Source organism: Brevibacillus panacihumi, assembly GCF_003710985.1.
Lineage (GTDB): Bacteria > Bacillota > Bacilli > Brevibacillales > Brevibacillaceae > Brevibacillus > Brevibacillus panacihumi.
Map to the genome: position 1 here is coordinate 111,111 of NZ_RHHT01000031.1, position 22,306 is coordinate 133,416.

Sequence of the window (22,306 nt, forward strand, 5' to 3'; positions counted from 1 at the left end):
TTACACCTCGGAAGGAAAGACTTTTTCGGCTTTGGCATAGAGGCCCTTATCCCCTCGGCATACGCGATGAATCCCGAGCAGCTGCTCGCCGGAAAACAGGCAAATCAAGCTTCCTTCCTTGGCATCCACACCCGGCAATCCTGTCGGGAGTCCGTTCAAAACGGCTTTGACCCGTTCTGGTTTCACCTGGACAAAGGGAAGGAAAGAGACTGCTTCGCGGATGGAGAGCAACGGTTGGGAAATATCTCCTCCATGTGCTGCCAATTCTTCCAATGCTGCGAGCGGAATCGCATCCTGCTCTGTAAAAGGGCCGCTTTTGATTCGCCGCAACAGCTTCATATGGGCAGGATACCCCAGAGCACGACCAAGGTCAACACATAACGTGCGCATGTAAGTCCCTTTCGAGCAGGTACAGGTAAAACGAACGTCTACCATCTCCTCCTCCACGCGAACCTCGTGCAAGACCAGTTCGTAGATTGTGACCTTGCGCGCCTGCCGCTCCACGACAGTTCCTTCCCTGGCCAGGTCGTACAGCCGCTTTCCGTTGACCTTTACCGCAGAGAACATAGGTGGGACCTGCTCGATTTCTCCCAAAAACTGCTGAAAAATCGCTTTGATTCGCTCTTCGGTAATCGAAGCGGTATCCACTTCCTGCTTTTCCACGATTTCTCCCGTAGCGTCCTCTGTAGTGGTCGAATACCCGATTCGCATGACGACATCATAGCGCTTGGGCAGTTCCTGCAAATATTCGACAAGCCGGGTAGCGTGACCCAGGCAAATCGGGAGCACCCCTGTCACTTCCGGGTCCAGCGTACCTGTATGCCCCACCTTCCGAGTGCCGTACAGGCGGCGGATCTTCGCTACGCAATCATGTGACGTCATCCCTGCCGGCTTGTCAACGACCAACACACCGCTTACATTACTCATGATCCTTCACTCCCAGGGCTTGACCAACCGCCTGCCAGACTCTCTTTTGCACCTCTGCAACCTCGCCGTGAATCGTACAGCCTGCTGCCTTGGCATGTCCGCCGCCTCCAAATTGCTTGGCAATGACAGCGACATCCACTCGATCCCGCGCCCGCATGCTCACCTTGACCGCACCCGGTTCGGACTCTATGAAGGTAATGCCTACCTCGACTCCTTCAATGTTGCGGCAGTAGTTGACCAGTCCGCCTGCATCCTCTCGCTGCGCCCCCGCTTCTTCAAAATCAACAGGCTGTACAGTGATGGAGGCTACCTGATTTTGATGCGTAAGGGTGAGGGTCTGAAGAGCGCGGCGAAGAATATTCACATGCGCCAGCGTGATTTCCTCCAGACAACGCTCCGCCACTTCCCCGGGCTTTACCCCGTAGGTAAGCAACTGAGCAGCGATTTCCATCACACGCGGGGATGTATTCGAGTATCGAAAGCCTCCGGTGTCCGTCAACAGACCCGTATAGATGCACAACGCCAGTTCCTTGTCAAAAGGAACCCCTGCTTCAACCGCTACATCATACAAGATTTCTGCCGTCGCCGCCGCATCCGTCCGTATCAGGTTATGCGTGCCGAAAGCGTCGTTCGTCGGGTGGTGATCGATATTGAGCAGTACGGAGTCAGACGCAAAGAGAGACCGTACATCGCCCATCCGCGACTCATCGGCGCAGTCGACGGCGATTACGGCCCCGAACGTCTCATCAAGCGGTTGATGGGATAGATTGCGAAGAAGCTCAAAGCGAGGCAGGAAGGAAAACTTCTCGGGAGTCTCTCCTTCATTGATCACTATGTATGTTTTTTCAAGTTTTTCCAGAATCAAGGCGACACCTAGCGCCGAACCTGTCGCATCGCCATCTGGATTGACATGAGAAAGAACCAGGAAGCGGTCATGTTCCTTCATGAATTGTGCCGCTTCCTTAATCTGTTCCTGATTATGATTCATCCCGTTTTTCCCCTTCAGTGGAGATTTCCCGCAGGATCGTTTCGATTTTGCTGCCGTAGTCGATTGACTCATCCAGCTTGAAAACAAAGTCAGGGATATGGCGCAGTTTTACGCGCTTGCCAATCTCTGTGCGCAAATACCCTTTTGCCTTGTGCAGTCCGGCGAGAGAAGCCTTGCGCTCTTCCTCGCTCCCAAAGATGCTGACAAAGACCTTGGCCAGTTGCAAATCACTGGTTACCTCAACATCTGTAACGGTCACAAAGCCGACGCGCGGATCTTTTAATCCTCGCTGCAGGACAATACTCAACTCTTTTTTGATCTCCTCGCCTACGCGACTCATGCGTGTCTTGTTCATTCTATTCACCTCCATCGCCTGCATTACTCATAGTATTCCGTATCCGCAGCGATCAACTCTACGCCGGGATGGATTTCCACGAGTCGAATCGCAGCCTGAATCTCCTGTTGCAAAAAAGAGACCTCATTAGCAACGGCAGCGATACCCAAGACGGTACGCTGCCACTGCTCCTGGTAAGCCACCTCTGCTACGGAGAGGTTGAATCGACTCCGCAGCTTGCCGATCACACTTTTGACGATGGCTCGTTTCTCTTTCAAGTTTTGGCATGCGGGCAGAAACAGTTCAATCCGCGTACCTGCTACCATTATTGCTTCACTTCTACCATGACGAATGCTTCGATCACATCGCCAACCTTGATGTCATGGAATCGTTCCAAGGTCAAGCCACATTCGTATCCGGCAGCAACCTCTTTGGCATCGTCCTTGAAGCGCTTCAAGGTATCGAGCTTGCCTTCGTAGATCACGATACCCTCGCGAATGACACGGGCACCTGCATCCCGGCTCAGTTTTCCTTCCGTTACATAGCATCCGGCAATATTGCCGATCTTGGATACCTTGAACACTTCACGGATTTCGGCCTGACCGATGATGTTTTCTTTATATACGGGATCCAGCATCCCTTTCAGGGCTTGCTCAATCTCTTCAATTACCGTATAGATGACGCGGTGCAGTCGAATATCGATCTTCTCTTGCTCGGCCATACTGCGCGCGTTTGGCTCTGGACGCACGTTAAAGCCAATCACGATTGCATTGGACGCATTTGCAAGTGTTACGTCAGATTCTGTAATCGCCCCTACACCGGTATGAATGATTTTCACACGCGTTCCATTCACATCGATTTTCTCCAGAGAGCCACGCAGAGCTTCCACGGAACCTTGCACGTCCCCTTTGACAATCAGGTTGAGCTCTTTAATATCGCCTTCCTGAATGTGTTGGAACAGGTCGTCCAGGGAGACACGCGTGTTTTCACGGCGCTCGGATTCACGCTGCTTGGATGCACGGGCTTCACCAATCGCGCGCGCTTTTTTCTCATCTTCGAAGACCATGAATTGGTCCCCTGCTTGCGGTACGTCATTCAGACCGGTGATTTCAACCGGTGTGGACGGACCCGCTTCTTTCAGACGGCGTCCTTTGTCATTGACCATCGCACGCACACGGCCATGTGCGGAACCGACAACGATCGGATCACCTACACGCAATGTCCCATGCTGAACCAGAATGGTAGCGACAGGACCGCGTCCTTTGTCCAGTTCTGCTTCGACAACGGTACCGCGAGCGCGTTTGTCTGGATTTGCTTTCAGCTCCTGAACCTCGGAAACAAGCAAAATGTATTCGAGCAGCTCCTCGATGCCGATGCGTTGTTTTGCAGAAATAGGCGAGAAGATGGTGTCGCCGCCCCACTCTTCTGCGACCAGTTCGTACTCGGTCAGCTCCTGCTTGACGCGGTCAATATTTGCCTCAGGCTTATCTACCTTGTTGACCGCCACGATGATCGGCACGCCTGCTGCCTTGGCATGGCTGATCGCTTCTACGGTCTGCGGCTTAACGCCGTCGTCTGCAGCAACGACCAGAATGGTAATATCCGTGATTTGCGCACCACGTGCACGCATTGTCGTGAAGGCCGCGTGACCAGGTGTATCCAGGAAGGTAATCTTCTTCCCTTTGATCTCAACTTGATACGCACCGATATGCTGCGTGATGCCGCCTGCTTCTCCTGCCACTACATTCGTGGAACGAATGGCGTCCAGCAACGTTGTTTTCCCGTGGTCTACGTGACCCATGATCGTTACGACTGGAGGGCGCTCCTGCAGTTTGTCCGGTTCGTCCACTTCTTCCAGCGTTTCGAAGTTCGTTTCGTCGATGACGATTTTTTCTTCGACCTCGACATTGTATTCTGCACAAATCAATTGGATGGCATCGCTGTCCAAATACTGGTTGATCGTTGCCATAATACCCAAATTAAACAACTTTTTAATGATTTCCGCCGGTTCCTTGCGCAGTTTTACCGCCAACTCGTTTACGGTAAGCGAGTCCTGGAAGGTAATCTTTGCAGGTGGTTCCAATACGGGACGAGGTGTTTGCTGACCACGTCCGCTATGGCGGTTGCGTCCTTGGTTGCGGTTGTTTCCGCCGCGGAATGGTTGATTCTTTTTATTTTCCTCAAACGTCTTCTTGGTCGGGGGAGCCTTCTTGATCTTCTCCCGTTTTTCCAAACCGACGTTGGAAGGAAGCTTCACTTTATCCTCAAACTCATCACCGATGCGGCCTTCAACTTGTGCTTCTGCGTTCTGGTTTTGCGGCCGCTGCTGATTTTGAGGACGATTCTGGTTTTGAGGCCGCTGGTTTTGCGGTTTTTGCTGGTTCGGTGTCTGTGGCTTGCGGTCAGTCTGTTTTGCGGGTTGACTTCTCATATGGTTTGGTTTTCTCTCCTGATTCTTCCCCTGATTTTTCCCCTGTTGAGGACGTTGCGAATCGGAACGCTGGCTGTTGCCATTGTTGCGGTCGCGATCTGCTGGACGATCTGCCTTGGCAGGCTGCGAAGACGAGCCTTGACCTGCTTGCTGTGAACGAGCTTGTTGTCCTCTGGAGTCACTGGGGCGTCGTTGATCGTCTTGTTTTGCTTTCGTCTCAGATGCTGGCGCTGTGCGCGGTTCCGATTTTGCGGCCCCTGCTCTCAGCTTCGCCATGTGATCCTCGATCTTCTTGATCGTCCCTTCTTCCATGATACTCATATGGTTTGCCACTTCGATATTTAAACGCTTAAGCAAATTAAGGATTTCCTTACTGCTCATGTTGTGTTGTTTGGCATATTCATACACACGTGTCTTCAATGAACTTCACCCTTTCGTAAGTTAGGTGAGCAGACGCTGAATGCTTTCCGCCAACTTCCCATCCGTTACCGCCACGGTTACTCGCCCATCTTTTCCGATCGCGTGTCCCAGTGAATATCGGTCTGTCGTGGTTACACATGCAACACCGTAGTAGGAACATTTGTCTTGTACTTTTTTGGCGGTATTCCCAGATGCATCAGCCGCGAGCAACACCAGTCGGGCCTGACCGCTGCGAACAGCCTGCAGGACCAATTCCTCTCCGGTAATAATTTTCCTTGCCCGCATTGCCAATCCGAGTAGCTGCGCTGCCTTCGGGTTCATTGACCCATCATCTCCATCCACTGGTTACGAAAGGTATCGTACTTCTCTTGAGAAATGGTGATGTTCAAGGCGCGTTCCAGCACTTTTTTCCATTTTCCCGATGCAAACGCATCCGGTTTCAGGCAGCTATCCTGCCGACACACATAGGTACCGCGCCCCGCAGCCTTGCCAGTCAGATCGATGACAATCTCTTCTGCTGGAGTCCGGACTACGCGGATCAATTCTTTTTTCGGAAACATTTCTTGGCAGACAATGCATTTACGCAAAGGGATCTTTTTTTGCTTCATGATTATTCGTTGTCCGCTCCTTCACCGTCTTCTGCCTCTCTCGGATAGACGATGCCTTCTTGTTCTGCTTGGGATTCACTCTTGATGTCGATTTTCCAGCCGGTCAATTTGGCAGCCAGGCGGGCGTTTTGACCCCGTTTGCCAATCGCCAGAGACAGTTGATAGTCAGGGACGATGACACGGGTTACCTTATCTGCGGCATTCACTTCGACATGCAGGACTTTCGCCGGGCTGAGTGCATTCGCGACGTACTCAGACGGATCTTCGGACCAACGCACGATGTCGATTTTCTCACCTTTCAATTCCGTCACAATCGTCTGGACGCGCATTCCTTTTGGCCCCACACAGGCACCAACAGGATCTACGTCTGGATTGATGGAATGAACAGCGATTTTGGAGCGGTCTCCAGCTTCACGAGCCACGGACTTGATCTCTACGACGCCATCGTAAATCTCTGGCACTTCCAGTTCAAACAGGCGCTTCAACAGGCCTGGATGTGTGCGGGATACGACGATCTGTGGACCTTTCGTGGTCTTCTCCACCTTGATAATGTACGCTTTGACACGATCCTGTGACTTGAAGTCCTCGGAAGGCATCTTTTCTGTGATCGGCATGACTGCTTCAGCTTTTCCCAGATCAATATAATAATTGCGTGCATCCATGCGCTGTACGACACCTGTAACGATGTCATCTTCGCGCTCGATGAACTCGCTGTAGATCAAGCCGCGTTCTGCCTCGCGGATGCGCTGTGTGACGACCTGTTTCGCAGTCTGCGCAGCGATACGGCCAAAATCACGTGGAGTTACCTCGATTTCGACGATGTCCTCCAGGCGGAAGTTCGGATCGATCTCCTGTGCTGCTTCGAGGGAAATCTCCAGTCTCGGGTCAAGCACTTCCTCCACCACGTTCTTACGCGCGAATACGCGTACCAGTCCAGAATGACGATTCACATCAACTCGCACGTTTTGAGCAGAGTTGAAGTTTCTTTTGTATCCAGAGATAAGAGCTGCTTCAATGGCCTCGATCAGTATATCTTTGGAGATGCCTTTCTCTCTCTCAATGGCTTCTAAAGCCTCAATAAAATCGCCGTTCATGACTTTCGTTGCCTCCTCCTTTACTACCACCAACCCTGTCTATTAAAAGACGATTGCCATACGGGCCGTGTCTATTTGTTCGTGGGAAATGACGTACGTTTTTTTCGCTTCCTTGACTGTAAGCTTGCCATCCTCGAAAGAAACCAGTTCGCCTTCGAAGACAGAAGCTCCTTCTATCGGTTCTTTGGTCGTAATGTGAACATGTCGGCCGACAGCTTTCTTGAAGTCCTTTTCGCTGCGCAACGGACGTTCAGCGCCCGGTGACGAGACTTCCAGGAAATATGCAGTAGGAATCGGGTCTGATTCATCAAGTTTCTGGCTTAATTTCTCGCTCACAAGGGCACAGTCTTCGATGTCAATATTGCCGACTTCATTGTCGATGAACACGCGCAGAAACCAGTTGCTTCCTTCTTTTTTGTACTCGATGTCAACCAGTTCCAGCCCCATCTCGTTCACAATGGGCGTGACCAGTTCTGTGACAATGTCCGTTACCTTGCTCAAGCAAGTACCTCCTTATCAGGTTTGAAATGAAGCATGAGGTCTAGCCAGAAAGAAAGAGTGGGTTTCCCCACTCTCGATCTGTCATGCGTATAAAACCAGTATTTCCAAAAAAATTATAGCATAACAGCCCTTCGCTGACAACCTTTGGATAACGCAGACCCTGACAGCGTGCTTTAGAACAAGGAAAGCTGATTGGATTCAGGCAGCCCTTGCAATGCTCCCTGCTCTTCTAGGTACTCCAGAATCGTCTTCGAGATGCGGGAGCGGGACAACAGATCTTCTTTGGAGAGGAATTCGCCTTCTTCTCTTGCTTTCACAATGTTGAGCGCGGCATTGGTGCCCAGACCTGGCAGCGCATTGAAAGGTGCCAGCAGGGAATTCCCCTCGATCAAAAATCGTGTTGCATCCGATCTGTAGAGGTCCACGTTGGCGAAAGAGAATCCGCGCTCGACCATTTCCAGCGCCATTTCCAAAACAGTTAGCAGAGCTTTTTCCTTCGGTTGGGCGTCATGTCCCTTGCCCTCGATCTCCTCGATCTTCTGCCGGATCGCCGCAGAGCCTTTGACCATGAGCGGAATATCGAAGTCGTCCGCACGCACGGTGAAGTAGGTGGCGTAGAACTCCAGAGGACGATGCACCTTGAAATAGGCGATCCGCACAGCCATCATGACGTAAGCGGTAGCGTGCGCTTTCGGGAACATGTACTTGATCCGTTGGCAGGACTCGATGTACCAGTCCGGTACATTGTTTTTGCGCATTTCTTCCTGATCCTCTTCGGGAACGCCTTTTCCTTTACGCACCGACTCCATGATTTTAAACGCCCGCGATGGCTCCAGACCTTTATAGATCAAGTAAACCATGATGTCGTCGCGGCAACCGATTACATCCGGAAGTTTGCACGTACCGTTGCGAATCAATTCCTGCGCGTTGTTCAGCCAAACGTCGGTACCATGAGACAGTCCAGAAATCTGGACGAGCTCGGCGAAGGTTGTCGGCTTGGTGTCCTCCAGCATTTGTCGCACAAATTTTGTACCGAATTCTGGAATTCCGAGCGTCCCCATATTGGTCCCAATTTGTTCCGGCGTCACACCCAATGCCTCGGTGGAACTGAAGATCGACATCGTTTTTTTGTCGTCTAGCGGAATGGTTTTGGGGTCCATCCCCGTCAAATCCTGCAGCATCCGAATGACTGTCGGATCGTCGTGTCCGAGAATATCCAGCTTCAGCAGGTTGTCATGAATCGAATGGAAGTCGAAATGCGTCGTGCGCCACTCGGATTCATTGTCATCTGCCGGGAATTGGATCGGGCAAAAGTCTTCAATTTCCATGTAATCGGGAACGACGATAATGCCGCCGGGATGCTGACCGGTGGTTCGTTTTACACCCGTGCAGCCGTTCACAAGACGGGCAATTTCTGCATTTCGCAGGGTAAGACCCCGCTCATCCGCATACTTTCGCACATATCCATAAGCGGTTTTTTCGGCCACAGTGCCGATCGTTCCCGCACGGTACACATAGTCGGCTCCGAACAGCTCCTGTGTGTATTTATGGGCTCGCGGCTGGTAATCACCGGAGAAATTCAAGTCAATATCCGGCACCTTGTCCCCTTTGAAGCCCAGGAACGTCTCGAAAGGAATGTCCTGTCCATCCTTTGCAAGCCGTGTGCCGCATGATGGACAATCCTTGTCTGGCAGGTCAAACCCCGAAGCGATTGAACCGTCCGTAATGAATTCGCTATGCTTGCACTCCGGGCAGCGATAGTGCGGCGGCAGCGGGTTTACCTCGGTAATCTCAGACATGGTAGCCACGAAAGAAGAACCGACCGACCCCCGCGATCCGACCAGATAGCCGTCCTGGAGCGATTTGGTCACCAAGCGCTGCGAAATCAGATAAATAACCCCGAATCCATGCTTGATGATACTGTTCAATTCTTTTTCCAGACGTTTTTCCACAATCTCCGGCAGCGGGTCTCCATACAAGGAGGTAGCCTTGTCGTAGCACATTTGCCGCAACTCCTCATCCGCACCCTCGATGATCGGCGTATACAGCTTGTCGGGAATCGGGCTTACCTCTTCGATCATGTCCGCTACGAGGTTCGTGTTGGCGACTACTACCTCATGCGCCGTCTCTTCTCCCAGGAAGGAGAAGGCTTCCAGCATCTCGTCTGTCGTATGCAGAAAAAGAGGCGGCTGGTTGCCTGCTGTCGGATCCCCCTTGGAGAGCAGGAACACGTCGCGGAAGATGTGATCCTCCGGGTTGAGAAAATGGACATCTCCTGTAGCAACCACAGGTTTGTCCAGCTCTTTCCCAAGGTCCACGATCATGCGATGATAGCCTTTCATCGTCTCCAGAGAAGGTATTTCCTCATTGCGCAAAAGGGGCGAGTATTGGTAAACAGGCTGCAGCTCCAGGAAATCGTAATAGGAGGCGACCTCTTTGAGTTCCTCCGGTGACTTCCCGCGCAGAATAGCCTGCATCAGCTCACCCTCTTTGCAGGCCGTACCGATCAACAACCCTTCCCGGTGTTTGTTCAACTGACTGCGTTGAATCCGCGGCCAACGGTAGAAGGTCTCGACGTGCGAACGGCTGACCAGCTTGTAGAGGTTCTTTAACCCCTCTTTGTTGCGCACCAGAATCGTCGCATGGAAAGGACGGCTGCTTTTGTAATCGGCATCCTCGTTGCTCTTTTCGTTCAATTCAGCCAGAGACTGGATCGATGCCTCGCGAATATCCTTGAGCATCTGTTGGAAGACGTGAGCCAAAGCGACCGTATCGTCCAAGGCACGGTGGGCGTTGACCAGCTCAACATTGAACTTTTTCGCCAGCGTTCCCAGACGGTAGTTGCGCATCCCCTTGTACATCATGCGAGCAAGTGGAAGGGTATCAAGAAACGGGTTACTCCATGGCTCCATGCCGATGCGTTTGGCGCAGGCATTGATAAAAGCCTTGTCAAACTCGGCATTGTGGGCTACCAGGACAGCATCTCCGGTAAAATCCTTGAACTTGCGCAGGACGACGTCCAACGTCTCCTTCCCTCGCAGCATTTCATTGGTAATTCCCGTAATTTCTGTCGTCTTCGGCCCGATTTCCAGCTGCGGATCGATCAATTCGGTCCATTGGTCTACGATTTCGGACCCCTTCATTTTGACGGCAGCAATCTCGATAATGGTATGCTCAGCCGCGTTCAAACCCGTGGTTTCCGTATCGAAAACGACGTATTCGGTATGTTCATCGATCAGACGGTTGCTTTCTTGCGTAAGATTGTAGACGATGTCAATGCCATCCTCCACAACGTATGCTTCCATGCCCAAAATGCATTTGATGTTGTTTTTCTTGGCTACCGAATAAGCTTCCGGAAAAGCCTGTACGACTCCGTGGTCCGTAATCGCGATGGCGGGATGCCCCCATTTCGCAGCGGTGGAGACAAGAGATTTGACGGAAGCAACCGCATCCATTGCACTCATCGGCGTATGGCAGTGAAGCTCGACGCGCTTCTGCTCCGCCTTGTCTTTGCGAATCACCTGCTCGATCTGATTCAAGTCATTGGCATTCATGACCAGTTCGCGGATGAACGTATCGTGCTGCACGCTGCCTCGCACCTTCACCCACATGCCATCCTTCAGCACTTCAAGCATTTTTACATCTTCTTTATCACGCGAAAAGATTTTTACAGTCAGGGAATCCGTGTAGTCCGTCACACAGAAGGTCAGCAAATGACGTCCGCTGCGCAGCTCCTTCAATTCGACGTTGAACACCGCCCCTTGAATCGTCACGCGCCGCTCTTCTTCCTGAATCTCCTGGATCGGGATAGGAGCGTCCTTAATTTCATATCCGATCATCATAGAGGTAATCGCTTCAGCCTTGTCGCCGTTCTTGCTCTCCCGATCCTGCTGGACAGCCGTCATGACGACTTCTACCAACGCCCGTTCTTCCTCATCTCTTTGTTCGGCAAATGCTTTGTAAGCCTCATCGCTCTCCTCAGCGTGAAAAGAGAAACGCGGAGAGCAGCCGGTCGTCTGTTCGAAGGCAGCGATCAATTCGCTGTCCGCCTTCTTTCGTTTGACCATCTCGACCGTCATTTCAGTCGGCAGGTACACCTTCACTTCCTGCACATCGACCTGTTTTCTTGCATTGCGCATCGTCACAGCCAAGGAATTCAGGCTAGGTTCCAAGCGCGTCAGCAAAATCCCCCAGTACTCCTCGATCACCATATCCAGTGGGGGTGTTTGACGGTAGCGGAAAGTCGCATCTACGTCGGCCAGATGAGAGAAGCTTTTCGTCAAGCGCTGCATGAACGCCTGGAATACCTGTCCTGGCAGCAGGGATGGCAATGTAAAATGAAACACCCATTTTTTGTTTTGCTTGAAGAGCTCCAGTTTATCAATTTGGCCGTCAAGGAAAAAACGCTCCACCCATTCGTCAGGAATACCCATCTGTTTGACCAAAAGGGAGAAGCGTTGTTTTTGCTCTTGTGAACGATCCACGATACTCCCACCTTCCCTTTAACAAGAAAAAGAGGTACTCCCTTGGCATCAGGGAAGTACCCCGTATATTTCGACAAAAAACGGCTTATTTCCTGCTTGTCATTTATTCGCCAAACAGTTCCTGCCCCGTGTGGTCAATGCTTGCAAGCAGAGCTTTTACCGTCGATACAAGCTCATCCAGCTTGACAACATGGGTATCCCCATTTTTGCGAACGCGAACTTCGACGGTTCCTTCTTGCGCTGCCTTGTCAGAGACGGTAATGCGCAGCGGCAGTCCGATCAGATCCGCGTCTTTGAACTTCACGCCCGCCCGCTCAGGACGATCGTCGAACAGCACTTCGAGCCCCGCGCGTTGCAATTGCTCCGTGATCTGTTCACTCGCCTGGCGCTGATCGTCCACTTTCACATTGACCGGGATGACATGTACATGGAAAGGCGCAACGGCCACTGGCCAGATGATGCCATCCTCATCGTTGTTTTGCTCGATGACAGCCGCGATCGTCCGGGATACGCCAATTCCGTAGCAGCCCATAATCATCGGCTGGCTTCTTCCGTTTTCATCGAGGAAGGTAGCTCCCATAGCCTGGGAGTACTTGGTACCCAATTTGAATACGTGGCCTACCTCTACGCCGCGGGCGAACTTGATTGCTCCCCCTGTACGCGGGCATGTGTCCCCTTCGGTAATATTGCGCAGATCAGCATAACGGGACACGGTAAAGTCGCGGCCAGGAACGACATGGATAAGGTGATAGTCGGTTTCATTGGCTCCGACGATGCCATCGTACACATCCTGCACGAATTGATCCGCAATGATCTCCACTTTCTCGGCGTCGAGACCGACAGGACCGACAAAACCTGCCGGAGCCCCTGTCAACTCACGCAGCTCGGCTTCAGAAGCCATGCCAACATGTGTGGCATCGTAGAGGTTTTTCAGTTTCACTTCATTCAATTCGTGATCCCCGCGAACGAGGACCATCACGAGCTTGTCATCCACGCGGTAGATAAGGCTTTTGATAATCTTCTTGGCTTCGACGTTCAACGCCTGGGTCAATTGATCGATTGTTTTTACGTCAGGCGTATGAACTTTTTGCGCTGCAGGCACTTCTTCTTCTGGCTTCGCGGACGGCTTGTACACCACTTCTGCCTTTTCCAGGTTGGCAGCAAAATCGCCCTCTTCAGAATAGGCGATCGTGTCTTCCCCGATTTCACACAATGCCATGAATTCATAAGTGCCTTTTCCGCCGATCGCTCCTGCGTCTGCCTCTACTGCGCGGAAATTCAAGCCGACACGGGTGAAAATGCGAGTATAGGCGTCGTACATCGCCTGGAAGTTGCGATCCAATCCTTCTTGCGTCGTGTCAAAGGAATACGCATCCTTCATGATAAACTCGCGGCAGCGAATCAAACCGAAGCGCGGTCTTACTTCATCCCGGAATTTGGTCTGAATCTGATAAAGGTTGATCGGAAGCTTTTTATAGGAATTGATCTCGTCGCGTACCAGGCTGGTAATGACTTCCTCATGGGTTGGACCCAGCGCAAAAGGACGCTCATGACGGTCTTGCAAGCGGACCAGCTCCGGTCCGTACACATCCCAGCGCCCCGTCTGGTGCCACAGCTCGGCAGGCTGCATCGCAGGCATCAACAGCTCCTGTGCGCCTGCACGGTTCATCTCCTCACGCACAATTGCTTGGATTTTATGCAAGGTGCGGATCGCCAGAGGGAGATAGGTATAAATCCCCGAGGCCAACTGGCGTGCCATGCCGGCGCGCAAGAGCAGCTTGTGGCTGGCAATCTCCGCGTCAGCAGGAACTTCCCGCAAGGTAGGAATCAACATTTGACTTTGCTTCAACACGTGCGTGTCCTCCTTATGCCTATACAGCAATCAACTTCTTTATCGAATCGGTGCACTATTTGACCTGTTCTTTTACGATTTCGTCGATTTCCTTCATCAACTCTTCAAACAGTTCGTCTTCCTTCACTTTTCGCACAATCTCGCCATTGCGGAAGATCAGGCCCTCGCCGTTTCCGCCTGCAACACCCACGTCTGCCTCGCGCGCTTCTCCAGGACCGTTGACGGCACAGCCCATGACCGCCACTTTCAACGGTACTTTGAGCGTAGAGACGGCATCTTCTACACGCGTTGCCAGCCCGATCAGGTCGATGGCGCAGCGTCCGCAAGACGGGCACGCGATCACGACCGGATCGTTGTTGACGATGTCGAGGCTGCGCAGGATCTGTTTGGCTACCTTGATCTCTTCCACAGGGTCTGCTGTCAGCGATACACGGATGGTATCGCCAATCCCCATCGAAAGAACGGTACCGATCCCGACGGCCGATTTGATGCTGCCGGAAAATTGGGTTCCAGCCTCGGTCACACCGACGTGCAACGGGTAATTGCGCTTTTGAGCCATCAGCGAGTATGTCTGAATCATTGTCGGCACATCAGAAGATTTCAAAGAAATCACGATGTTGTCGTAATTGAGATCTTCCAGGATCTCCACATGGTCCATCGCAGACTCTACGATTGCTTCCGGAGATGGGTATCCATATTTTTCCAAAAGGCGTTTTTCTACAGAACCGGAGTTGACCCCGATGCGAATCGGTACATTACGCTCCCGGCACGCCTCGACGACTCTCTTGGTTTTTTCTTTGGAGCCGATGTTTCCGGGGTTGATCCGAATTTTATCAATACCGCTCTCGAGGGCAATTAAGGCCAGCTTGTGGTCGAAGTGAATATCGGCCACAAGCGGCAGCGGCGAACGTTCCTTGATTTGTTTGATGGCGCGGGCTGCATCTTCATTGATCACAGCCAGGCGTACAATTTGACAACCGACATCATGCAGTCGTTGAATCTGGGCCAGTGTGCTTTCTACATCGCGCGTATCTGCGGTTGTCATGGATTGGATGACCACACTTTTTTGGCCTCCGATCTGCACTCCTCCTACAAATACCGGTTTCGTCTCCTCGCGCTTGTACATTTTGCACCATCCTTTTTCTTTGTCTGTCTTGAGTTATCTGTTATTACGTTTCTATGCAAACAACCGTTGCAAATCATTCCAGGTCACGACCAGGATCAACAGCATCAAGAAGGCAAATCCAAGGAAATGGACCATGCCCTCTTTATGCGGGTCGACTGGACGTCCTCGCAGCGCTTCTACAGCCAAAAAAGCCAGTCGTCCGCCATCTAGCGCCGGCAGAGGCAAGAGGTTGAACAATCCCAAGTTGATACTCAGGACAGCAGCCCACTGCATGAGGACCGCAAGACCTTGTTGGGCGAACTCTCCGGTCATCTTGAAGATTCCCACCGGTCCGCTCAGATCATCAAGGCCAACCCCTCCCGTGAACAGCATCCCCAACCCTTTCAGGATCATTACGGTGAACTTGTACGTAGAGGTTGCGCCGAATTTCAGCGCTTCTCCAGGTGCAGATGTAAGGGACTGCGTGACCATAATCTTCCCGACATTGTTTTCGTCGCTGACCACCTTCAGCGGTACTTTGGAGATTTGTCCATCTCGCTCGATCTCAAAAAGCAGTTCTTTGTTGGGGGAACTGCTGACGATTTCCACAACTTGCTGCCAGGTAGCAACTTTTCTTCCCTCAATCGAGATTACCTTGTCTCCCTTGAGCAGTCCAGCCTCAGCAGCAGGACCTCCGGCTTTTACCTCGCCGATGTAAGGAACATCATTCGGCACGCCAAAGGAGAGGCCAAGTGCTACGAAGAGCACGAAAGCTAGCAAAAAGTTGGCTGCAGGCCCGGCAAAAATCGCCCAAAAGCGCTGGGAGACCGTCTTCCCTTTAAATTGCCGATTCAATGGTGCGATCTGGGCTTCACGCCCATCCTTCACCAATTGTGCTTGGGGATGCACCGAAAAATTGCGTTGCTCTCCATCTACCTCAAGCGTCAAGGTAAGCGCGTGTTCAAGATCGTAGCGAATCACGGTTCCCGTGATCGCTCTGGCAGACGCTCCCTGGACGCCGTCCAGCAAAAGATGGGTTACTTTCCCGACTGCATCGCGCTCAATGGCGATTTCCATATTGGGTTGCAGCATATCCATTTCGGGATCTTCGCCAGCCATGCGCACCATTCCACCGATGGGCAGCAGTCGAAGTGTATACTCCGTCTCTCCACGCTTCACGCTAAAAATTTTGGGTCCCATGCCCAGGGCGAACTCGCGGCATAAAATCCCCGCCCTTTTGGCTAAAAGAAAGTGACCCAATTCGTGAAAAAATACGAGAGCGCCAAACACGACTACAATCGCGACAATGGATTCGACGGAATCTAAATTGGGTAAAGGCAATTGAGCAGCCACCTTTCATTCCAGTTTCGTACTGCCTTAACCGTCTTGCATAAACGCTCTGGCTTGCGAGCGTGCCCATTGGTCAGCAGCAAAAATCTCATCCAGCGTAGGATTGGAAATCCCCTGATGGACTTCACAGGTTTTGCGTACGATGGTTTCAATCGCCAAAAATCCAATGGAGCCTTTCAGAAACAGATCAACGGCAACCTCATTGGCCGCATTCAATACAGCCGTGTAGGTACCTCCAGCCCTTCCGCATTCATAGGCCAATTGTAACAGAGGATAGCGCCCAAAATCCATGCCAGCAAAATGCAGCGTACCCAATTTTACCAAATCGAGCGGTTCAGTCAGCAATGGCATTCGATGCGGATAGCTTAATGCGTACTGGATTGGCACCCGCATATCGGGTGTGCCGAGCTGCGCCATGACCGCACGATCCTGGAACTCCACCATCGAATGAATAATGCTTTCGTAGTGCAAGATCGTCTCAATCTGATCATATGGCAGATCAAACAGCCAATGGGCTTCGATCACCTCGAAACCCTTATTCATCATGGTGGCAGAGTCGATGGTAATTTTTGCGCCCATACTCCAATTGGGATGAGCCAAAGCTTGTTCAAGTGTTACGTGGGAAAGCTCTTCTCGCGTCAGGTGTCGAAAGGAACCGCCCGACGCAGTAATGATCACCCGTGACAGCTCTTCGCGCCTTTCGCCCTGCAGGCATTGGTAAATCGCGGAATGCTCACTGTCGACCGGAATGATAGCCACTCCTTTTTCGCGTGCTGCCTTCATCACGACAGGACCTGCGCATACCAAGGTCTCCTTGTTCGCGAGTCCAATCGTCTTCCCCTCTTCAATCGCTGCCAATGTAGGTGCAACCCCGACACTTCCAACCACGGCCGTCATGACAAATTCAGCTTCCGGATGACGGGCTACAAGCTCCATCCCGTCGCTTCCCACAACGATCTCTGGCTGATGGCCGGGACCCACCTTGGCCCGCAGGTCAAACGCTGCCCCCTCCGTTGCGACCGAAACCAACTGCGGCCGAAACGTCTTTACCTGCTCTGCCAAAAGCTCCACATTGGTTCCCGCAGCGAGTGCGACAACCGCAAACTGTTCCGGATGCTGTGCCACTACATCCAGTGTGCTGGTTCCGATTGAGCCTGTGGAGCCCAAGAGCGCTATTCGTTTCACGAGTTTCACCCTCTATATCTCTTTCTATATGCAAGCATGCTCAGACAATACCTAACAGATGCAGAACCGGAAAGACGAGAATCATACTGTCAAATCGGTCCAATACCCCTCCATGTCCAGGTATGATCTGACCGGAATCCTTCACCCCGTAATGGCGCTTGAATGCAGACTCCACCAAATCGCCCAACTGGCCCATGATCCCTGTCACCAGGGCAATCAGCAAGGCCTGGGAAGTCGGAATCCCTCCGAACAACGTGTTGACCGCCAAAACGATCACAAGCGACGTGAACAGACCACCCACAGCCCCTTCTGTGGTCTTGTTCGGGCTGATCTCGGGCCATAGCTTGTGGCGTCCAATGGCTTTGCCAATAAAATAGGCTCCCGAATCTGTGGACCAGATGCCCAGAAAAACGAGAATCGTCAGCATCAATCCGTCCGGAAGATTGCGTGCGGCAGCCATATACGTAAAACCGTACCCTATGTATAACGCTCCCACAATCGTAAGAGCGATGTGTTCAATGTGAAACTGATTTTTCCGTAAAACGGAGTAAATCAACAGCAAGAAAAAGACAGGCAACATCAGATCCGGCGTCCCGATGTCTACCCAGGCAGAAAATGCGAGCGACGGCCAGACAATGCCGAGCATCAACACATACGCCAATATTCCTGCCGGTATAAACGATTGAAGTTTTGCCATCCGCAAAAATTCATACAAGCCTATAATGGCTAAACTCAAGACAAGCAGGGAGTACCATGCACTTCCCAGATAGATCAGGAAAAGAAAGCCGATACCTCCAACCACGCCTGTTATAATCCGTTGCTTCAACTGATTCCACCTCTCGGCTATACCGCTCCGTAGCGACGAGCTCGGCCTTGGTATTCCACAATGGCTTGATAAAAATGTTCACGGGTAAAATCAGGCCAAAGCACATCCGTAAACCACAATTCTGTGTAGGCCAATTGCCACAACATAAAATTGCTTAAACGAATTTCACCACTCGTGCGAATTAACAAGTCAGGGTCCGGGATATCGCTTGTGTACAGGTAGCGGGAAATGTCTTCTTCTTGAATTTCGTCCGGGTTGAGTTCACCCGCTTTCACGCGTTCTGCCAATTCGGAAAATGCCTTGATCATTTCATGGCGCGCCCCGTAGTTCAGCGCAAAATTAAGCTGCAATCCTGTATTATCGCGAGTCTTCTCTTCAGCTGTCAATAAAGCCTGCAAGGTATGGTTCGGCAGCTCATCCTTGCTGCCAAGCATGCGAATACGCACGCCGCGTTCAATCAATTCATCCAATTCTGTCGACAAAAATTCTTGTGGAAGCTTCATTAAGAAATCAACCTCGTCACGAGGGCGCTTCCAGTTTTCGGTGGAGAATGCGTACATGGTCATGTAGCGAATGCCAATTTCGTCGGCCGTTTTCACGACTTCTTTCACTGTTTTCATACCCGCTCGATGTCCGGCCACTCTGGGCAGATTGCGCATATTGGCCCATCGCCCGTTGCCGTCCATAATTACCGCAACATGCACGGGAATTTTGCCAGACAGATCAATCTCGGTTGACTCTGGCTGCTTTTCCTTTCGGGTCCATTTACGCGCTAGATGTTCTAACATAAGTGTTCCCCCGTAATGAGAGATATAGACATACATCCCCCTCCATAGAGGGGGATTTCTTCTTCCTTACACTTCCAAAATATCTTTCTCTTTATCTTTTACGATTTTATCTACTTCTGCAATAAATTTATCCGTCGTTTTTTGAATGCTTTCCTGATGGCGACGAGATTCGTCTTCAGAGATCGCAGCGGCTTTTTCCAGCTTTTTGATTTCGTCATTGGCATCGCGGCGAATGTTGCGGATCGCCACTTTGGATTCCTCGCCGCTTTTTCCGGCCAGCTTCACCAGTTCCTTGCGGCGTTCTTCCGTCAACGGCGGAATGACGAGTCGGATGATCACCCCGTCGTTGGAAGGCGAAATGCCCAAATCGGATTGTTGCAGTGCGCGGTCGATGTCTTTAAGCGCTGATTTGTCCCAAGGCTGGATGGTCAGCATGCGCGGTTCCGGCACACTGATATTCGCCAATTGGCTGATCGGCGTTGGCGTCCCGTAGTAATCGACGACGACACGATCCAGCATCGCTGGGTTGGCACGTCCTGCACGAAGGCTTGCCAGATCTTTTTTCAAGCTTGCAATCGCCTTGTTCATGCGATCTTCCATTTCTTTGATTACGCTTTGTGGCATCAGGATTCCCCCTTCACAATCGTTCCGATTTTTTCGCCCATCACGGCGCGACGAATATTTCCTTCTTCAGAGATATTAAAGACGATCAGCGGAATGTTGTTGTCCATGCATAAGCTGGACGCTGTAGAGTCCATCACACCCAGGCCCTTGTTCAATACTTCCAGGAAGGTAAGGTTGTCGTATTTTTTCGCATTCGGATCCAGACTAGGGTCAGCTGAGTAGACGCCGTCCACCTTGTTTTTGGCCATCAAAATCACTTCTGCCTCGATTTCTGCCGCTCGCAGCGCGGCTGTCGTATCGGTCGAGAAGTATGGGTTGCCGGTTCCTGCGGCAAAGATCACGACACGCATTTTTTCCAAGTGTCGGATGGCCCGTCTGCGTATGTATGGTTCCGCCACTTGCCTCATTTCGATGGAGGTTTGAACACGGGTCGGTACATCCACCTGTTCCAAACCATCCTGCAAAGCCAGAGAGTTCATGATCGTGGCCAGCATCCCCATATAGTCTGCCGTAGCACGATCCATTCCTTTGGAACTGCCGGAAAGTCCGCGCCAGATGTTGCCTCCCCCGACTACTACAGCTACCTGTACGCCCAATTCTACAATTTCCTTGATCTGGTTGGCGACGGAGAAAATGACTTTCGGGTCAATTCCGTAACCGAGATCTCCTGCTAGAGCTTCCCCACTCAACTTTAACACAACGCGTTTATAGGCAGGAATTGGCATGTGAAACGGCCTCCATTCATGAGTCATTCTCTGTGTATTGCCGGATTCCTTCCGACACACGCGGGCGCTATCGCTTTTTACGTACAGGAGAGTTTCACTTTATGTGAAACTCTCAGTTCGAAAATAGGGAACACGAAGGTGTTCCCTATTCCCTTATTACTGCTTATTTACTTGCGCCATAACCTCAGCAGCGAAATCTTCTTGTTTTTTCTCGATTCCTTCGCCCACTTGGAAACGAGCGAATTCTTTCAGCGTCGCACCCGCTTCTTTCAGCAGAGTAGCCACTTTCTTGTCTGGATCTTTAACAAATGGCTGTTCAACGAGCACGTACTCTTCGAAGAACTTGGAAAGGCGGCCTTCCACCATTTTTTCTACGATATTAGCAGGCTTTCCTTCAGCCAGCGCTTGGTTTTTCAATACTTCGCGCTCGCGGTCGATCTCGTCTTGGGAAACCTCGTCACGGTTTGCAAAGCGAGGGTTGGAAGCGGCTGCATGCATGCCCAGGTCTTTTGCCAGGGAATCGTCTTTGGTGCCTTCCAGAGTCACCAGAACGCCGATTTTACCGCCCATGTGCAGGTAGGAACCAAATGTGCCAGCATCCGATTTTTCGCTCAGGAAGAAGCGGCGGAAGGTGATGTTTTCTCCGATAGTGGAGATTTTTTCGTTGATGACATGTGCAAGGGTTTCGCCTTGGCCTTTGAATGGTTGTTCCAAAGCTTCCTCAACGGTAGCTGGGCGTTGGGTCACTACGTGTTCAGCAACGTCTTTCACCAGTTGTTGGAACTCAGGGTTTTTCCCTACGAAGTCTGTTTCGCAGTTCACTTCTACGATTGCAGCGAAGTTGCCTGCTTCTGCAGTTGCAGTCAGACCTTCTGCTGCGATGCGGCCCGATTTTTTCGCCGCTTTCGCGATCCCGCGCTCACGCAGCAAATCAATTGCTTTTTCCATATCGCCTGCAGTTTCTTCCAGTGCGCGTTTGCAATCCATCATACCTGCACCTGTACGCTCGCGCAATTCTTTAACCGCTTGTGCACTAATTGCCATTGAGTGAAACCTCCTTGAAAAGTTACGTTCTAAGTATAGTCTGCCTTACAACCAGCTGGTAAACCCTTCATCAGTCTGGGCCAAAGCCAACCAGCTTGCCGACTGATTCAGAAAAAAAGGATGGACGGGGTTTCTGACACCCTCAGTCCACCCTCTTACACTTGCTTACGCAGTTGTTGTGGTTTGTTGCTCTGTACCTTGGTTGCCTTCAAGCAGGGCGTCAGCCATTTTCGCAGTAAGCAGTTTTACCGCGCGGATAGCGTCGTCGTTACCTGGGATCACGTAGTCGATCTCGTCTGGGTCGCAGTTTGTATCTACGATCGCAACGATTGGGATACCCAATTTACGAGCTTCTGCAACAGCAATGCGCTCTTTGCGAGGGTCGATGACGAACAGAGCGTCCGGCAGTTGATCCATATGAGCGATACCGCCGAGGAATTTCTCCAGGCGATCCATTTCTTTGCGAAGAACGATTACTTCTTTTTTCGGCAAAACTTCAAATGTGCCATCTTCTTCCATGCGTTTCAGCTCAGCCAAGCGAGATGTACGCTTTTTGATGGTTGTGAAGTTTGTCAGGGTACCACCCAACCAGCGTTGGTTGATGAAGTAGTGACCTGTGCGTTCTGCTTCTTCTTTTACGGATTCTTGTGCTTGTTTCTTCGTACCTACGAAGAGCACTTTTCCGCCGTTTTGGGAGAGTTCACGTACGAAGTTGTACGCTTCCTCCACTTTTTTCACGGTTTTTTGCAGGTCGATAATGTAGATACCGTTACGTTCGGTGAAGATATAGCGAGCCATTTTCGGGTTCCAGCGGCGAGTTTGGTGACCGAAGTGAACACCAGCCTCGAGCAGCTGTTTCATCGAAATTACTGCCATATTTCACACCTCCTTCAAGAATGGTTTTTGTGATGCTTACCTCCGCCTCACCGCATCTCCCAGACAAAACTGCCCTTCAGGCAGCACCATTGCTGGAATTGGTGGACGTGCGAATTCAACACCGTTAATGAATATATCATATGG

General features: G+C 51.4%; 20 protein-coding genes. All 20 read right to left on the bottom strand.

Annotation, left to right across the window (positions count from 1 at the left end):
- The 20 genes from truB to rpsB all read right to left on the bottom strand — a co-directional run bounded on the left by truB (window position 1) and on the right by rpsB (window position 22,162).
- A complete protein-coding gene (truB, locus tag EDM58_RS15530; protein WP_122914149.1) occupies window positions 1–927 on the bottom strand; it encodes a tRNA pseudouridine(55) synthase TruB in 927 nt (308 codons plus the stop codon).
- Complete coding sequence (locus tag EDM58_RS15535) at window positions 920–1,915, bottom strand: DHH family phosphoesterase (RefSeq protein WP_122914150.1); 996 nt, start codon at window positions 1,913–1,915, stop codon at window positions 920–922. The genes truB and EDM58_RS15535 overlap by 8 nt, the downstream gene beginning before the upstream one ends.
- Window positions 1,905–2,270, bottom strand: coding sequence for a 30S ribosome-binding factor RbfA (gene rbfA, locus EDM58_RS15540; RefSeq protein ID WP_023557110.1), 366 nt, complete (start codon window positions 2,268–2,270; stop codon window positions 1,905–1,907). Before rbfA ends, EDM58_RS15535 begins: the two co-directional genes overlap by 11 nt.
- A gap of 23 nt (window positions 2,271–2,293) precedes the next feature.
- Complete coding sequence (locus EDM58_RS15545; protein ID WP_122914151.1) at window positions 2,294–2,575, bottom strand: DUF503 domain-containing protein; 282 nt, start codon at window positions 2,573–2,575, stop codon at window positions 2,294–2,296.
- On the bottom strand, window positions 2,575–5,100 hold the full coding sequence (infB, locus tag EDM58_RS15550) for a translation initiation factor IF-2 (protein WP_122914152.1): 2,526 nt from the start codon (window positions 5,098–5,100) through the stop codon (window positions 2,575–2,577). Before infB ends, EDM58_RS15545 begins: the two co-directional genes overlap by 1 nt.
- A 21-nt stretch (window positions 5,101–5,121) precedes the next feature.
- Window positions 5,122–5,421, bottom strand: coding sequence for a YlxQ family RNA-binding protein (locus tag EDM58_RS15555; RefSeq protein ID WP_023557113.1), 300 nt, complete (start codon window positions 5,419–5,421; stop codon window positions 5,122–5,124).
- Complete coding sequence (rnpM, locus tag EDM58_RS15560; protein ID WP_122914153.1) at window positions 5,418–5,708, bottom strand: RNase P modulator RnpM; 291 nt, start codon at window positions 5,706–5,708, stop codon at window positions 5,418–5,420. The genes EDM58_RS15555 and rnpM overlap by 4 nt, the downstream gene beginning before the upstream one ends.
- Before the next feature lie 2 nt (window positions 5,709–5,710).
- Complete coding sequence (gene nusA, locus EDM58_RS15565; RefSeq protein WP_122914154.1) at window positions 5,711–6,802, bottom strand: transcription termination factor NusA; 1,092 nt, start codon at window positions 6,800–6,802, stop codon at window positions 5,711–5,713.
- Between the two features lie 42 nt (window positions 6,803–6,844).
- Window positions 6,845–7,303, bottom strand: a complete 459-nt coding sequence (rimP, locus tag EDM58_RS15570) for a ribosome maturation factor RimP (RefSeq protein ID WP_122914155.1) — start codon at window positions 7,301–7,303, stop codon at window positions 6,845–6,847.
- A gap of 173 nt (window positions 7,304–7,476) precedes the next feature.
- The gene (locus EDM58_RS15575) at window positions 7,477–11,787 is read right to left on the bottom strand and encodes a PolC-type DNA polymerase III (RefSeq protein ID WP_122914156.1); all 4,311 of its coding nucleotides are present in this window, start codon (window positions 11,785–11,787) and stop codon (window positions 7,477–7,479) included.
- A 103-nt stretch (window positions 11,788–11,890) separates the two neighbouring features.
- Window positions 11,891–13,636 carry a proline--tRNA ligase gene (locus EDM58_RS15580; RefSeq protein WP_148039333.1) on the bottom strand — a complete coding sequence of 582 codons (1,746 nt, stop codon included), beginning with the start codon at window positions 13,634–13,636 and terminating at the stop codon, window positions 11,891–11,893.
- A 58-nt stretch (window positions 13,637–13,694) separates the two neighbouring features.
- Complete coding sequence (gene ispG / locus EDM58_RS15585) at window positions 13,695–14,765, bottom strand: flavodoxin-dependent (E)-4-hydroxy-3-methylbut-2-enyl-diphosphate synthase (RefSeq protein WP_023557119.1); 1,071 nt, start codon at window positions 14,763–14,765, stop codon at window positions 13,695–13,697.
- A 51-nt stretch (window positions 14,766–14,816) separates the two neighbouring features.
- Entirely contained in the window at window positions 14,817–16,085 is a 1,269-nt protein-coding gene (rseP, locus tag EDM58_RS15590) for an RIP metalloprotease RseP (RefSeq protein WP_122914158.1), read from the bottom strand.
- A gap of 36 nt (window positions 16,086–16,121) precedes the next feature.
- A complete protein-coding gene (locus tag EDM58_RS15595) occupies window positions 16,122–17,279 on the bottom strand; it encodes a 1-deoxy-D-xylulose-5-phosphate reductoisomerase (protein WP_122914215.1) in 1,158 nt (385 codons plus the stop codon).
- Window positions 17,280–17,319: 40 nt separating this feature from the next.
- Window positions 17,320–18,105: a phosphatidate cytidylyltransferase gene (locus tag EDM58_RS15600; RefSeq protein ID WP_122914159.1), complete on the bottom strand. Its 786-nt coding sequence runs from the start codon at window positions 18,103–18,105 to the stop codon at window positions 17,320–17,322.
- A 17-nt stretch (window positions 18,106–18,122) separates the two neighbouring features.
- On the bottom strand, window positions 18,123–18,893 hold the full coding sequence (locus EDM58_RS15605) for an undecaprenyl pyrophosphate synthase (protein WP_122914216.1): 771 nt from the start codon (window positions 18,891–18,893) through the stop codon (window positions 18,123–18,125).
- Window positions 18,894–18,959: 66 nt separating this feature from the next.
- Entirely contained in the window at window positions 18,960–19,517 is a 558-nt protein-coding gene (gene frr / locus EDM58_RS15610; RefSeq protein WP_122914160.1) for a ribosome recycling factor, read from the bottom strand.
- Complete coding sequence (pyrH, locus tag EDM58_RS15615; RefSeq protein ID WP_122914161.1) at window positions 19,517–20,242, bottom strand: UMP kinase; 726 nt, start codon at window positions 20,240–20,242, stop codon at window positions 19,517–19,519. Before pyrH ends, frr begins: the two co-directional genes overlap by 1 nt.
- 156 nt (window positions 20,243–20,398) lie before the next feature.
- Window positions 20,399–21,286: a translation elongation factor Ts gene (tsf, locus tag EDM58_RS15620; RefSeq protein WP_023557126.1), complete on the bottom strand. Its 888-nt coding sequence runs from the start codon at window positions 21,284–21,286 to the stop codon at window positions 20,399–20,401.
- A 165-nt stretch (window positions 21,287–21,451) separates the two neighbouring features.
- The gene (gene rpsB / locus EDM58_RS15625; RefSeq protein ID WP_023557127.1) at window positions 21,452–22,162 is read right to left on the bottom strand and encodes a 30S ribosomal protein S2; all 711 of its coding nucleotides are present in this window, start codon (window positions 22,160–22,162) and stop codon (window positions 21,452–21,454) included.
- Window positions 22,163–22,306: the final 144 nt, after the last annotated feature.